Source organism: Saccharibacillus sacchari DSM 19268 (assembly GCF_000585395.1).
GTDB lineage: Bacteria > Bacillota > Bacilli > Paenibacillales > Paenibacillaceae > Saccharibacillus > Saccharibacillus sacchari.
On the sequence record NZ_KK073875.1, the window covers coordinates 5,787,364 to 5,801,860 of the forward strand.

At 51.6% G+C, this 14,497-nt stretch carries 14 protein-coding genes; 10 read left to right on the forward strand and 4 right to left on the reverse strand.

From position 1 onward, the window contains the following. Nucleotides 1-4 precede the first annotated feature (4 nt). Nucleotides 5-1,195 (reverse strand): NAD(P)/FAD-dependent oxidoreductase, encoded by a 1,191-nt coding sequence (locus SACSAC_RS25120; protein WP_037291166.1) that lies wholly within the window; start codon nucleotides 1,193-1,195, stop codon nucleotides 5-7. 429 nt (nucleotides 1,196-1,624) lie between these two features. On the opposite strand from SACSAC_RS25120, the gene SACSAC_RS25125 reads away from it, so the two are divergent. The 8 genes from SACSAC_RS25125 (at nucleotide 1,625) to SACSAC_RS25160 (ending at nucleotide 8,548) form a co-directional block, all read left to right on the forward strand. Further along, complete coding sequence (locus SACSAC_RS25125; RefSeq protein WP_051507408.1) at nucleotides 1,625-2,656, forward strand: NAD(P)/FAD-dependent oxidoreductase; 1,032 nt, start codon at nucleotides 1,625-1,627, stop codon at nucleotides 2,654-2,656. A 474-nt stretch (nucleotides 2,657-3,130) separates the two neighbouring features. Beyond that, nucleotides 3,131-3,331, forward strand: coding sequence for a hypothetical protein (locus SACSAC_RS25130; RefSeq protein WP_037291168.1), 201 nt, complete (start codon nucleotides 3,131-3,133; stop codon nucleotides 3,329-3,331). Nucleotides 3,332-3,355: 24 nt separating this feature from the next. Beyond that, the gene (locus SACSAC_RS25135) at nucleotides 3,356-4,057 is read left to right on the forward strand and encodes a TraX family protein (protein ID WP_051507409.1); all 702 of its coding nucleotides are present in this window, start codon (nucleotides 3,356-3,358) and stop codon (nucleotides 4,055-4,057) included. 90 nt (nucleotides 4,058-4,147) lie between these two features. Beyond that, nucleotides 4,148-4,468 carry a hypothetical protein gene (locus SACSAC_RS25140; protein ID WP_051507410.1) on the forward strand — a complete coding sequence of 107 codons (321 nt, stop codon included), beginning with the start codon at nucleotides 4,148-4,150 and terminating at the stop codon, nucleotides 4,466-4,468. Nucleotides 4,469-4,824: 356 nt separating this feature from the next. Beyond that, nucleotides 4,825-5,862: an ABC transporter substrate-binding protein gene (locus SACSAC_RS25145; RefSeq protein WP_037291170.1), complete on the forward strand. Its 1,038-nt coding sequence runs from the start codon at nucleotides 4,825-4,827 to the stop codon at nucleotides 5,860-5,862. Between the two features lie 274 nt (nucleotides 5,863-6,136). Continuing rightward, complete coding sequence (locus SACSAC_RS25150) at nucleotides 6,137-7,060, forward strand: ABC transporter permease (protein ID WP_037291173.1); 924 nt, start codon at nucleotides 6,137-6,139, stop codon at nucleotides 7,058-7,060. Continuing rightward, nucleotides 7,060-7,854 carry an ABC transporter ATP-binding protein gene (locus tag SACSAC_RS25155; RefSeq protein WP_037291176.1) on the forward strand — a complete coding sequence of 265 codons (795 nt, stop codon included), beginning with the start codon at nucleotides 7,060-7,062 and terminating at the stop codon, nucleotides 7,852-7,854. Before SACSAC_RS25150 ends, SACSAC_RS25155 begins: the two co-directional genes overlap by 1 nt. 187 nt (nucleotides 7,855-8,041) lie before the next feature. Further along, on the forward strand, nucleotides 8,042-8,548 hold the full coding sequence (locus SACSAC_RS25160) for a type III toxin-antitoxin system ToxN/AbiQ family toxin (RefSeq protein ID WP_037291179.1): 507 nt from the start codon (nucleotides 8,042-8,044) through the stop codon (nucleotides 8,546-8,548). Between the two features lie 380 nt (nucleotides 8,549-8,928). Here SACSAC_RS25160 and hprK read toward each other — a convergent pair whose 3' ends face one another. Further along, nucleotides 8,929-9,846, reverse strand: coding sequence for an HPr(Ser) kinase/phosphatase (hprK, locus tag SACSAC_RS25165; RefSeq protein ID WP_037291180.1), 918 nt, complete (start codon nucleotides 9,844-9,846; stop codon nucleotides 8,929-8,931). 235 nt (nucleotides 9,847-10,081) lie between these two features. Then, nucleotides 10,082-10,444 carry a HesB/IscA family protein gene (locus SACSAC_RS25170; RefSeq protein WP_037291182.1) on the reverse strand — a complete coding sequence of 121 codons (363 nt, stop codon included), beginning with the start codon at nucleotides 10,442-10,444 and terminating at the stop codon, nucleotides 10,082-10,084. A gap of 423 nt (nucleotides 10,445-10,867) precedes the next feature. Between SACSAC_RS25170 and mqnE the strand changes: the two genes are divergently transcribed. Both mqnE and SACSAC_RS25180 read left to right on the forward strand, forming a co-directional pair. Next, entirely contained in the window at nucleotides 10,868-11,974 is a 1,107-nt protein-coding gene (gene mqnE, locus SACSAC_RS25175) for an aminofutalosine synthase MqnE (protein WP_037291184.1), read from the forward strand. 161 nt (nucleotides 11,975-12,135) lie between these two features. After that, nucleotides 12,136-13,200 carry an NAD(P)/FAD-dependent oxidoreductase gene (locus SACSAC_RS25180; RefSeq protein ID WP_037291187.1) on the forward strand — a complete coding sequence of 355 codons (1,065 nt, stop codon included), beginning with the start codon at nucleotides 12,136-12,138 and terminating at the stop codon, nucleotides 13,198-13,200. 412 nt (nucleotides 13,201-13,612) lie between these two features. Here the strand turns inward: SACSAC_RS25180 and SACSAC_RS25185 are convergent, their stop codons facing one another. Beyond that, complete coding sequence (locus SACSAC_RS25185; RefSeq protein WP_084778362.1) at nucleotides 13,613-14,461, reverse strand: PRD domain-containing protein; 849 nt, start codon at nucleotides 14,459-14,461, stop codon at nucleotides 13,613-13,615. Between the last annotated feature and the right edge of the window lie 36 nt (nucleotides 14,462-14,497).

A 14,497-nucleotide genomic window follows, 5' to 3' on the forward strand; every position in this document is an offset into this window, starting at 1 on the left:
CAGTTTACAGGAAACGGCCTTTTTTCAGCACGAGACCCATGCCGCCGATGATGAACAGGTAACGAGCATCAACTACTTTTTTCAGTTGAGCTGCCGGCCAGCCTTTGATTTTCTTGCCCGCGACAACGGCTACGGCTTCGCCTTTACCCAGGGAAGCGACAGTACCTTTGTTGCTGAATGCGAATTTCTCGGTTTGTTGACCGCGGATAGTCGCGATCAGGTTTTTCGCTACGCGCTCGCCTTGTTGCATCGCGATTTGCGCAGTCGGAGGGTACGGACGGCCTTCTGGTCCGATCATAAGCGAACCGTCGCCGATGATGAAGACATTTTCATGACCCGGAGCTTTGAGGAACTCGTCAACTTTGACGCGTCCGCGCATCGCTTCGAATCCGGCGTCTTCGATCAGGTGGTTACCGCGGATACCGCCGGTCCATACTACGGTTTTCGCTTCGATACGCTCGCCTTCGCCAACGGTTACGCCGTTTTCGTCGCAAGCTTTAACCGGTACGCCGATGCGGAACGTTACGCCTTTTTTCGTCAGCGTATCCATCGCATAGGTTACCAGCTCAGGATCGAAACCTGGCAGAGCGGAAGGAGCCGCTTCGACGTTGAACAGACCGACCTTCGAAGGATCTACGCCGTATTGTTTCGCCAGTTCAGGCAAACGGTTCGCCAATTCGCCGACGAATTCGATACCCGTGAAGCCGGCGCCGCCGACTACGAAGTTCAGGCGGGTTTCGTCGCCGTCTTTTTTGAATTCTTTGAATTGCGTCTCGATATGCTCGCGGATTGCGCGCACGGAGTTGATGCTGCGGATCGAGAAGGCGTGTTCTTTCATGCCCGGGATGCCGAATGTTTCCGGGTCGCCGCCCAGAGCGATAACCAGGTAGTCGTACGAAAGCGTGCCGTCTTCCAGCACGACTTGACGCTCTTCCGGCTTGATTGCCGTTACGTTCGATTTCACCAGATCGATCTTGAACTCGTCGATCAGGTTCGAGATTTTCTCGTAAGTCTTCGTGTCCGGCTGCGTGCCAGCTGCTGGCATGTGCAGTTCCGTCGTGAAGTAGTGGTAGTCGTGACGGTTAACCAGTGTAACGTCGGCTTCGTTGTTTTTGAGTTTCTTTTGCAGGTTTTGAGCTGTGAGGATACCGCCGTATCCCGCACCCAGAATTACGATTTTGGGAATGCTGTTCATTGTTTTCCTTACCCCTTTTCGATTCAATAGTCATTTATGGGATAACCTCTAAAAGGTTGGAGCCTCATGTGAAATCTTACACAAAAACGGAGAGAACTCTCCCTATTGGTTGCTTATCCCGTCCGCATCTTGACTGCGACTTTTATCACATACATTGTACGCTTTTCCCGACCATATTACAAAACAAAATTTGAAATTTGGACGCAGAACAGACAAAAAATATTCATAGTTGCCAAAGAGCCAGCCATACCGCGCCTTTTATCCCCCCTATTACGGAACTCACACGGCACGTAAGCCAAAACCGCGAGCCTCCAAGGTATGGACAAAGAAAAAAGCCGGGAATTCGCTTTGCAATCCGGTAAAAAACGAGTTTATAATAGATGGGAATTGAGAAATAAAATCATTGCGATAGATTCATAGTGATTCATAATGATCGATACCTTCGGAGGTGCTTATCAAGTGACAGAGATCCACAACGGCGAAAACATCGCTGATATTCTTATCATCGGCGGCGGTCCGGCCGGACTATTTGCTGCTTTTTACGGGGGAATGCGTCAAGCATCCGTAAAGCTGATCGAAAGCATGCCTCAGCTTGGCGGACAATTGGCTGCCCTTTATCCCGAAAAATATATCTACGACGTAGCCGGTTTCCCGAAAATAACCGCACAGGAATTGGTTAACCAGCTTATCGAACAAATGAATCATTTCGAACAGGAAATCTGCCTCGAAGAAAAAGTAATCGCGGTCGACAAAGAAGACGAACAGCGCTTCAAAGTCACGACCGACAAAGCCGTGCATTACGCCAAGTCCGTGATTATCACGGCGGGCGTAGGCGCCTTCGAGCCGCGCCGTCTGGGTCTGGAAGGCGCTGAACGCTTCGAAGGCGTCAACTTGCATTACTTTATTAGCGACCTGAGCAAGTTTGCGGGCCGCAAAGTATTGCTGAGCGGCGGCGGCGACTCCGCAGTCGACTGGGCGCTCATGTTGGAGCCGATCGCGGAAGAGGTTACGCTGATTCACCGTCGCGACAAGTTCCGCGCCCACGAGCACAGCGTCGAGAACCTGATGGCCTCCAAAGTGAATGTCGTGACGCCGACGGAAATCACGGAACTGGTCGGCGAAGAACGCATTGAGCGCGTAGTTCTCTCTCACGTGAAGACGGGCGAGACGCAGGAAATTGAAGTCGACGACGTAATCGTTAACTTCGGCTTCGTATCCTCGCTCGGTCCGATCTCCGAATGGGGCATCGAGATCCAAAGCAATTCCATCGTGGTCGATACGCGCATGGAAACCAACATTCCGGGAATCTTCGCTGCCGGCGATGTCACGACTTATCCAGGCAAGCTGAAACTGATCGCGGTCGGATTCGGCGAAGCGCCGACGGCCGTCAACAACGCTAAAGTCTACTTTGATCCGGAAGCCAAATTGTCCCCGGGTCACAGCAGCAATATGAAACGTTAATCCGTTAGCTTTGTCTGATCTCAGGATTCAATAAATTATCCACAAAATCGACATAAAGTGCCTGTATATAAGCCCGTTATGCACTCCAGCGCGTCAGCGCCCGGTATAACGGGCTTTTTGCTGGGCTGAAAAGACGCGCTTATCCCCCATTTTCTGTGTGCAACTTGTGTATAATGTGGGTATAAAACGCCCGTATGCTTGTTGCGACGCTGTGGATTTGGGGATAACTTTATGCACAACGTTATTGCTTGTACCGACGCATGCGCAACATGGTATGATGGGAAGGAAACGTGACAAATCTCATTTCTTCTAGTACTTTGACTGCGTTCGATATGAGGGCTGCGTGCGAATCGAACCCTTCATGCTTTAGGAAGGGTTCGCCGCTTCAACCACTGCTTCAATACGGTCATGGTACTAGATACGCTTTTTGGCGGATCATGATCCGTTTCTATTTATGGACAAGGAGGAACCTCCGTGGAAAAATTCGCGAGCGGTTTATACTGGGTCATCTCGATTGCGGAAGTCATCATCCTATTGATGATCGCCGCGTTCATGGTGATGCTCGGCATTAAATTTTGGAAAGAAAAACGCTTCGGTCCCGTGATTGCGTTCACCGTCTTCCTCATCGTTTGCCTGACGTTGACCTGGTGGAGCGTGCAGGACAAATTCCTATAACGGAAGAAGGAGCGTGAAGCCGGCATGCAGTTGATTGCCATGATTACGATGCTGATCGATCATTTGGGAGCTGTTTTTTTCTTTGAAGAACGGTGGATGCGTATCGTCGGGCGGATCGCTTTCCCTATTTACTGCTATCTATTGGTAGTGGGATACCGCCGTACGCGCAGCCAAAAGCGTTATGCCTTTCGATTGTTCATACTCGCCTTGGTATCGCAGATTCCGTTCATGTTTACGTTCTTTACGAGCGGCGTCAACGTGATCGGTACTTTGTTCGTCTCGCTGTTGATCTTGATGGCGGTCGATTACTTCAAAGGTCAAGCCTGGCTCCAGGTTTTTGTGGCTTTCGTGCTCACGGCCGTTACGTATTTGCCGATGGAAGCGCTCAAATTCGATTACGGCACTTACGGCGTGCTTCTCGTGCTGGCTTACCGGTACCTGCCGAATGCCTGGTCGATGGTCGCCGCTCATTTCGCGATCAACGCGATTTGGATTCTCGGGTTCCGAGCGACTTCCGATATTCAATTTTTCAGCATGATCACCACCTTTTTCATTGCCGGCATTCAGTCCGCTTCTCCGAAGGCGAAAACGGAAGTACGCGTGCCCCGCTGGTTGTGGCGCTCTTTCTATCCCGGCCATTTGGCGATCATCGCGCTGGTGCAATGGCAAATGTACGGCGTAACATGGAATGATTTCATCATGCGGATTACCGATTATTCGATGTAAACTCCTTACCGGATGATTCGCCGCCCGAAAAAATGGGTAGTATACGGTGTCTTGTCTTTTAAACACATAAGGAATCTGGGGGAGTATCATATGGTGCTCGCACGTACGTTCAAAGGAATCAGCGGCCTGTTCGAGCTTATGCTCGGTCTTCCACTGTTGGGCGGTATGGTAGTCATGGGAAGCGGTTGGGGCATTTCCGTGGTCATGTTCGCTTTGCACGCTGTCACCCTCTTGTTGTCGTTGCAGCACCGTCAATCGTTTTACGGATCGGCAGCAGGTATCGTCACCTGTCTGCTCGTATCCGTCCCGGTTGTAGGTATGTTCGGTCATTGGGTAGCGGCCGTCCTGCTGCTCGTCAGCATGGTCGACCGTTATGGAGCCGGAATGTCGGGCGGCTTCCGTCGCATCTGACCAACATGGCCGAAAAAAGGTTCGTTCCGTTGAAATCGAAGTCGATTTCGGGAACGAACCTTTTTTATTTGAGAAAAGATGCGATTGTGGATTGACTGCCGGTAAAAACTCAACGTAAGATAGGGGAAAACATCCGCCAGATTGTTTATTTGCCCTCACATGCTTTGTCACTTTCTCGCACGAAAGCTACAATGCGGTTTCGCGGTTTCTTATTAAACAATCCAGGTTCAGCACAATGTTTGGTATCGCACGCTTCTATTTCAAGTTCTGCTGCGCGCTGCATCATTCAGAGAGTTAGCACCTTGTCTGATTTTATCGAAGTTAGGCAAGCTATCAGAGAGAGGGGTTCTAAGATTATGTTAAAAAAGAAATGGCTTCCGCTTGTTCTGACACTATCGCTCGCCGCTCTGGCCGGTTGCAGCCAAAACAGCTCGCCTACAGGGGCTGACGGCGGCGACACGGCAAGCAACACTGATGCTAAAACGTACAAAATCGCGATTTCGCAAATCGTGGAGCATCCGTCGCTTGACGCGACGCGCGCAGGCTTTATTGCAGCGCTCAAAGATGCCGGCATCGTCGAAGGCGAGAACCTGACGCTTGATTACAACAACGCCCAAGGCGATTCGACGAACAATCTGTCGATCGCGCAAAAGCTGGCAGGTTCAAATAACGATCTCGTTTTCGCGATTGCAACGCCTTCCGCTCAAGCCGTTGCCGCACAGGTCAAAGAAACTCCGGTCGTGTTCGCGGCCGTAACCGACCCGGTCAGTGCCAAGATCGTAGCCAGCATGGAACAGCCGGGCGCTAACGTAACGGGTGCATCCGATACCAACCCTGAAGCGATCAAGCAGTTGGCCGATTTCATCGCCGAAGAACTGCCGAACGTGAAAACGGTGGGACTCGTCTTGAATGAAGGCGAACCGAATGCCGTCGTCATGGCAGATCGTGCAGAAGAAGAACTCGGCGCGCACGGCATCACTTTGGTAAAAGCAGCCGTGACCAACACGTCCGAAGTGCAACAGGCGGCCCAGTCGCTCGTAGGCAAAGTCGATGCCCTCTACATCACGCTCGACAACACGGTGGTCAGCGCTGTCGATACGATCATCAAGATCGCGAACGACAACAAGCTTCCGTTCTTCTCCAGCGATCGCGACACGGTAGAAAAAGGCGCGTTCGCAACAGTCGGCTTCAAATACTACGATCACGGCTACCAAGCAGGCGAGATGGCGGTTCAAATTTTGAAAGACGGCAAAAAACCGGCTGACCTCCCCGTCGCCATGCAGGAAAAACTGGACTTGATCCTGAATCTCAAAGCCGCCGAGGCTCAAGGCATCGAAGTGACCGACGAGATGAAAGGCAAAGTACAGGACCAGGAAAACAATATCATTCAATAAACCGCATCGCAGCCGTCATTGCTTCACCGGTCAGGTTCCGACGGTAAAGCAATGTCACGGCGCACGCTTCATGATCAACGAACGCAGCACGCATGAAGCGAAAAGAAACGGGATGAGCGTGTGCTTCATCCCGTTTTGTTTTCCCTCAATATCTGTTAACCCGTTACGTTGCCTCGCCTGAAGATCACGTTCATGCCTGTACATTCAATCGGGCGCGAAGCGTAGATCCGGTCGAGACCATGTGCGATCCCTTTTGACACAGGAGGCGTCACTTATGTTCGAAAATTTCGTCGGCTCTCTGCCCGGCGCCGTCTATCTGGGTCTGCTCTACGCCCTGATGGCGCTTGGCGTCTATATCACCTTCCGCATTCTCGACTTCCCCGATCTCACGGTTGACGGAAGCTTCACGACAGGCGCAGCTACCGCAGCCGTTATGATCTCGCATGGCGTGTCACCGTGGCTGGCCTCGCTGACCGCGATTCTGGCAGGTATGCTCGCGGGTGCTTGTACCGGACTGCTGCATACGAAAGGAAAAATCAACGGCCTTTTATCCGGGATTCTGATGATGATTGCGCTCTATTCGATCAATCTGCGTATCCTCGGCATGCCGAACGTGTCGATCATGGGCGAAAACACCGTGCTCGGCGTATTCCCGCCGATTCCGTTCATGATCGTGGTCGTGCTGATCTTCAAGTTCGCTTTGGATGCTTTTATGAAAACGGATCTGGGCTTGTCGCTGCGCGCGACCGGCGATAACAAACGCATGATTCGCAGCTTCGGCGCAAATACGGACAACACGACGATTCTGGGCATCAGCCTGTCCAACGGCCTTGTCGCTCTGTCCGGCGCGCTGATCGCGCAGCAATCGTCGTTCGCGGACGCGACGTCCGGGATCGGCATGATCGTGATCGGACTAGCCTCCGTGATCATCGGCGAAGCGCTATTCGGTGCCAAAACCGTCTTCCGCGCTACGCTGGCTGTCGTGCTCGGCTCTATCGTATACCGGATCGTTATCTCGTTGGCCCTGCAAATCAAAGGCTTCGAGACGTCCGACCTGAAACTGATTACCGCTATTATCGTGATTATTGCGCTGGTCTTCCCGACAGTACGCAGTGCGCTCAAACAACGCGGAGCTGCCAAAAAGCGTTCGGCCGAGCTGCTCAAGTCACTCGAAACCACTCCGGGAGGCGAACGCTGATGCTGCATGTTTCGAACGTTTCCAAACTGTTCAACTCCGGCACGATCGATGAAAAAATCGCTTTGATCGGCATCGAGCTGCAGCTGAATCCCGGCGACTTCGTCACCGTGATCGGCAGCAACGGCGCAGGCAAATCAACGCTGATGAACATGATCTCCGGCGTAATGAAGCCCGATACGGGCGATATCGTCATCGGCGACCGTTCCGTCACCGCCCTGCCCGAACACCGCCGCAGCCGCTGGATCGGCCGCGTGTTCCAAGATCCGATGGCCGGCACCGCGCCGCGCATGACCATCGAAGAAAATCTGGCGATGGCTTATCTGCGCGGCAAACGCCGCGGCTTCTCCTTCGGCGTCAGCAGCGCCCGGCGCAAAATCTTCCAAGCCGAACTGAGCCGCCTCGGCATCGGCCTGGAAAACCGCCTGAACGCCAAAGTCGGCCTGCTGTCCGGCGGCGAACGCCAAGCGCTCAGCCTGCTGATGGCAACATTTACCCGCCCTCAGATCCTGCTGCTCGACGAGCACACCGCCGCACTCGACCCGTCCCGCGCCGAACTGATCACGTCGCTGACCGACGAGATCGTTCGCGACATGAATTTGACGACCTTGATGGTCACGCACAATATGGAACAAGCTATCCGCCTGGGCAACCGCCTCGTCATGATGGACAAAGGCCGCATCATCCTCGACATCGGCGAAGCCGACAAACAGCACCTGACCGTCGAACGCCTGATGACCGAATTCGAACGGATCAGCGGCAAAAAGATGGCGGACGATCGGACTTTGTTGGGTTGAACTGTTTGAAGAAACAAGGTATAATTTGGATATAACGATTTGGTGTCTCGCCACCATAAAGGGCGAACGAAAAAATTGGGGTCTCGCTCCCATCAAAGGCGAACGAAAAAATCGGTGTTCGCTACCAACTTAAGTGCGAAGAAAAGACGGCTTAAATGCCGTCTTTTCTTATTAGAGGAGAGGACATATGAAATTTTACAGATTGAAAAACGAGTACGTAAACTACTTAAAAACCTTTGATAACAAAGTACAAGATAACTATAACGGAACGAGAGCGTATATAGGTATTGTTGTTCATATCGGATTATATAATTACTTTGCGCCCTTATCGTCTTATAAAAAATCTCAAGATAAATATAAAAAGAATGATACAATTTTCAAACTACATAGTCGAACAAATGAGAATGACAAACTGGGTCTTATACATATAAATAATATGATTCCCGTATTACCTACTGAACTAGAAGAAATAATCTTTGCAAACGAAGAAGAAAAGTACTCGATTCTTTTACAAAAACAATACCAATTTATTTTATCCAATGAAGCAAAAATCAATGAACAAGCAGAACGCTTATATCGAAGAGTAGTAGAGAAAAAAGAAATTTTCTTTGTTAATCTTTCTTGCAATTTTCAGCTTCTTGAAGAGAAATGTCTACTTTTTAATAAAAAAGATGAAAACAAACTACATAACTAAACTATACATGTACATGCTCATTTTCAAAAAAGCTGCCCACATCGCATCCGCGAAGGGCAGCCTTTTTAAATTCATTTCAATCTGTTGACTTTAAATGTCTTGATTCAGCTCTTCGTCCTTTCTTTTCCTTCCCCACACACGAGGACGTGCCGCCAGTACCTTGTCAACGCTAAAGTAAAGGTAAGGTTACGCCCGACTGAAACGCACCTAGAGCGTGTGCATTTCAGTCGAACGTAATCCTATGATTAAGAGTTGACAAGGTACTAGGCGAGGCGATTCTGCATGGGAGCGACTTTCGGCTTTCCGTCAGGAAAACGAGCATAAGCGACCAGGCAGAATCGCCTCGCCTCGCCGCAGCCCCCACATCCGCAGTGTCACGCTCACCCCGGCATCTCGTCCGACAACCGCCCCATAAACTCCTCCGCCGCACTATACCCCAGCTGCTTCAGATACCAATTATTCGCCGCAGCCTCGATCAGTCCCGACGTATCGCGCCCCGGCTGAAGCTGAATCTCGATATGCGGAATTTTAACGCCCAAATATTCCGTGAACTGGTCCGCCACCTCCAGATCATTGTTGAGCGCTTTATCTTCCCACGGCGTCAACTCGATGTCCAGGACGATACGCGTCTCGTCCTGGAACGCCGTTCGCCCGTACTGCCGCACCACGTTGATCAACCCGATGCTCCGCAGTGCCAAAAACTCGCGCGTGATCGTATTATGCGTCCCCAGCAGCGTGGCCGGACCGAGCTTTTTGAGCACCACAACGTCATCCGCCACGAAACGATGCCCGCGACCGATCAGCGTATGCGCCGTCTCGCTTTTCCCGATTCCCGAACGCCCGCGCAAAAGAACCCCGATGCCCGAGACGTTGATGCACACGCCGTGAATGGACATCTCCGGCGCCAGTGCTTTTAACAAATAACCGTCCAGCTTGGTGATAAATTCCGTCGTCTTATCCTGCGTACGCAGCAGCGGAATACCTTCCTGGTCGCAGTACATTTCGAGAAAAGGAATCTCCTGCTGCCCCGTCGTCACGATAAAGCACGGCGGATGGTACTTGACGATATTACCAATATGCAGCCTGCGTTCCTCTACCGTTTGCTGGAGCAAATATGTAATCTCTTTGCGTCCCAACACCTGAACCCGATTCATCGGAAAATAATCGAAGTAGCCGACGAATTCCAATCCGGGGCGGTGGGCTTTAGAACGGGTGATTTCGCGATCCAGACGCTCTGCTCCCGACAAAACCTCCAGTTTGAACGCTTTGACAATGCTTTCTACGGAAACCGACTTCATGCGGTACTCCTCCTTAAATCGTAAAATAAAATCCGGCAGACCCGGTAATTTTGTTTCCAAACACCTTGTACGGAATGCTCAAGAAATCCGCCAAGCGGTCCCCGACGAAGATTGCGCCGCAATTCACAAAACGCCGCGCAACCAAATAAACGACCGGCAATCCGGCCTATAAAAAAAGCTTCCAGCCCGGAAATGGCATCCAAGCTGAAAACTTTGTCTAATCAACTGCAATCGATCAATCGCAAGGCTGTGCCAGCACTTCGTCTTCTTCCCGCGTACGGAACGAAGATCCGCAACCGCAAGTCGCAACCGCGTTCGGATTGAAGATCGTAAAGCCCCCGCTCATGCCGGATTCTTCGAAGTCCACTTGCAAACCGTTCAGATATTTCAGATCGTCTTTGGACACGACTACTTTGATATCCGCTACACTCATATATACGTCGTTCGCATCGGACTCTTCATTATCAAAGCCCATTGCATACGAAAAACCGCTGCAACCGCCGCTAGCTACGCCCAGTCGAAGAAACATGCCCGGCGTCTCCTGCTGCTCCAGCATGTCTTTAATGCGCGAAGCGGCCGCTTCCGTGATTTCGATCATGGTTTTTCCTCCTTTGCGCTTTCTCTTTGCATTATACGCCTCTATACCCCATGACTCAAGCATTTAGGCGGCCTTCTTCCTGATAATCCTTTTGGCGGCCCGATTTTCAATATGGTTATTTTTACATATTAAACTCGTATTGCCCCGTTTCGCGACTAGGTTTATAATGGGAAAGGAATGACCTTTTAAATTTTCGGAATTTCGACAAAAAGAGCGGGCCAAAAATGCCGATATTAGACGAAGACAGGCCGCTCGATGTAACTTTTTTCACACCTTTTTCAAAACGCAAGCGCGTTTTGGCCAGATAGCTGCCGCATAAAGCGGCTTTGCTTTTGTCGGTAGTCCAATTTTTCCGGTTACACCCGGACCCGCCCGTTCGGCGCAATCCGCGCCGCCTCGGGATCAACGAGGAGGTTCACACTAATGTCTACAATCATCAATCCGACAACGGATAAGCGCATGGCTGAAATCGCGGAAAAGGTCCATAACGGACAGCGTTTGAGCTTGGAAGACGGCGTTTATTTATATCAGAGCGAGGATATTTTGACGATCGGCCAGTTGGCGAACGAAGCCAATCTGCGCAAGAACGGCAAAAAAGTCTATTTTATCGAAAACATGAGCCTGTATTTCACCAACGTCTGCGAAGCCCACTGCGCATTCTGCAACTTCCGCAAAGACCAGGGCGAAGAAGGTTCGTACACCCTGAGCGGCGACGAAATGGTTCGTTACGTCGAGGAAAACATCACGCCGGGCGTACGCGAATTCCATATCGTAGGCGGCCACAACAACCATGTACCGTTCCAGTATTACGTGGATTCGTTAGCCGCGCTGAACAAGCATTTCCCGGAAGTCACGATCAAAGCTTATACCGCGGCGGAAATCGACTTCTTCACGCGCATCAGCGGCATGTCTATTGAAGACGTACTCAAAGCGCTTCAAGCAGCAGGACTTCAATCCTTGACAGGGGGCGGCGCGGAAATTCTGTCTGACGAGTATCGCAAAAAAATGCGCGTAAACAAAGCCAACGTGGATCGCTACCTCGAAGTGCACCGCACGGCCCACAAATTGGGTATGCGCACGCACACGACGATGCTGTACGGTTCGATCGAAAGTTACGAAGACCGTATCAACCATATGATCCAAATCCGCGAGCTTCAAGACGAGACTAACGGATTCATGGTATTCATTCCGCTGTCCATGCAGCCGAAAAACCGCAACGCCAGCATCATGCGCCGCAACTCGGCCTACGAGGATTTGAAGACGATCGCGATCAGCCGCCTGATGCTCGACAACATCGACCACGTCAAAGCGTACTTCATCAACATCGGCACGCAGCTTACGCAGATGGCGCTCACGTTCGGCGCGTCGGATGCTCACGGCACGATTGTCAAAGAACGGATCAGCCACGCGGCGGGCGCCGTCACTCCGGAAGGATTGACGCGCAAAGAACTGATCTGGCTCATCAAAGGAGCCGGCCGCATTCCGGTAGAGCGCGACACGTTCTACAACGAAATCGAAGTTTACGAGTAATCGCACAGACTATAGACCGGTAAGCGTCCGAGTTCAAGCTGGAGTTTGGAGAGACGTTCGCTCAAGATTCCGGATCAAATTCGAAGTCGGCCGCCCTCATTCGTCGAAGACCGCTGCCGGCTCCGTTCTTTCCACCATTTCACTCACAAGGAGACCTGCACATGAAAAATCTCGTTATTCTCGGCGGAGGCTATGGCGGCCTGACCATCTTGGACGGACTTCTCGAAAAGCTTCCTTCCGACGTGAATGTGACTTTGATTGACCGTCTGCCTTTCATGGGACTGAAAACGGAATATTACGCGCTGGCGGCCGGAACGGTATCGGACCACCATCTGCGTATTTCGTTCCCCGACCATCCGCGCATGACCAAGCATTTCGGCACGGTGGAACAGATCGATATTCAAAACAAACAGGTTCTGCTGCAAAACGACGAACCGGTTCCGTACGACCAGCTTGTTATTGCGCTGGGCTGCACGGACAACTACCACGGCGTTCCGGGCGCGGAAGAATTTTCGTACAGCATTCAGTCTTTGCATGCTTCGCGTCGAACCAACGACAAGCTGAGCAGCATGAAGCCGTCTTCGCATGTTCATATCGTCGGCGGCGGCCTGAGCGGCATCGAGTTGGCTGCGGAGCTGCGCGAAAGTCGGCATGATCTTCAGATCACGCTGCTTGACCGCGGCGACCGCCTCCTGTCTTCCTACCAGCCTCGGATTTCGCGTTACGTGCAGGAATGGTTCAAAAAACATGACGTCGAAGTCTGCCACAAAGTCTCGATCAGCCGCGTAGAACAGGATGCGCTGTATAACGGCGACGAACTGATGCATTCCGATGCCGTGGTCTGGACCGCAGGGATTCAACCCGTCGAAGTGGTACAAAAGCTGAACGTGACCAAGGACCGTTCGGGACGCGTCATCGTCAACGATTATTCGCAGATCGAAGATCATCCGGAGATTTTCGTTTGCGGCGACTGCGCCAGTCTCCAGTTTGCGCCGAGCGCCCAAGCGGCCGAAGCGCAGGGCGAACAGATCGCGCATGTGCTGTTGGCATTCTGGAAAAACGAGACGCCGAAGCTTAAGCCGATCAAGCTGAAAGGCATGCTGGGTTCGCTTGGTCAAAAAGCGGGGTTCGGCTTGAACGTGATCGGCGATACGTCGATTACGGGGCGCGTGCCGCGGATGTTGAAAAGCGGCGTATTGTGGATGTCGAAGCACAACCTCGGTTAGAGGGGATCGGCTTCTCGCAGCCGGTAAAATCTGATTTGCTCGAAGTTCGGGAGGAGCCGAAGGCTCCGGGGAACTTTCATTTCGATCGCGTGTTGCTTTCAGGAAATTGGATTAGATTCTATAATGGGGATTTCCTGAAAACAAAGGCGAACGCTGGCGCTTCTACATGAAATTCCCCTGCGCCAGGGCATCTCTCAAACATCGAACGAATTTCACCACCTCAAGAAGCCGTACTCCGACCGAGTACGGCTTCTTTTTTGTTTATGGGCTAACAGCTTGCCTTTCACTTTGTAGAAAGGCAAAAAAGCACTCCCCAAAAAGAGGAGTGCGAGTACCGCGCAGCGGAAAGTCGTGTTCTTGAATAGGCGCAGCCGGCCCCCGCCCTTGAACGAATAGGTCTTTCTCCGAGCGATTATTCAAGCTCGTTGTAAGACATCAAACGATGGATATGCACGGCCAGATAAGTCAGCTCGTCGTTCGTGATAACTTTGCCGTGCACCTGCTTCACGTAATCTTTGATTTTGAACGCCCCGTCCATCGCCTGCGGGTAAAGCGTCGCGATCTGCTCGAACAGCAGATCGTCTTTGGCCTCCAGCATTTGATCGGCGTAGAAACGTTCGACGAAAAATTTGACGTGCGTGATAAAGCGGGTGTAATGGATGTTCTCCGCATCGAGATCGATATGCAGCGAATAGCGGACCAGATTAACGATCGCGCCGATCAGTTTGGCGTAGCGCATGCCGTCTTTCGATTCTGCTTGCCGGCCCTGCGCGTTGATCAGGTGGAATGCGATATTCGCCGCTTCTTCCTTCGGCATCTCGACGTTCAGGCGCTCGTTCGCCAAGCGGAGCGCGAACACGCCGATCTCGAATTCTTCCGGATAATAATTTTTGATTTCCCAGAATACTTTATTGGTGATATTGATGTCTTTTTTGTAGCGCTCCACGGCGAAACTCAAATGGTCCATCAGCATGAAATACGTGCCGGGATTCAGATTGCTTTGAAGCTTGTGTTCGGCGTAGGTCATGATTTCGCGCGTAAGCTCGACAAAAACGGGTTCGATCGCGCCCAGCATGCCCAAATATTCTTTGACCTTCACATCGTCGACCGGAACGAAAGTCTGATCGACCTGGTTCTCGTCGATCAGGCTGCCCGTTTTTTGCCCGTAGCCGATTCCTTTTCCGAACACGATATATTCTTTGTGCTGCTTGTCTTCCACCAATACGACGCTGGAATTTAGCACTTTTTTGATTTTGATCACGATGATCACCTTCCTGCCGGAAAGATGGGAGAGTAC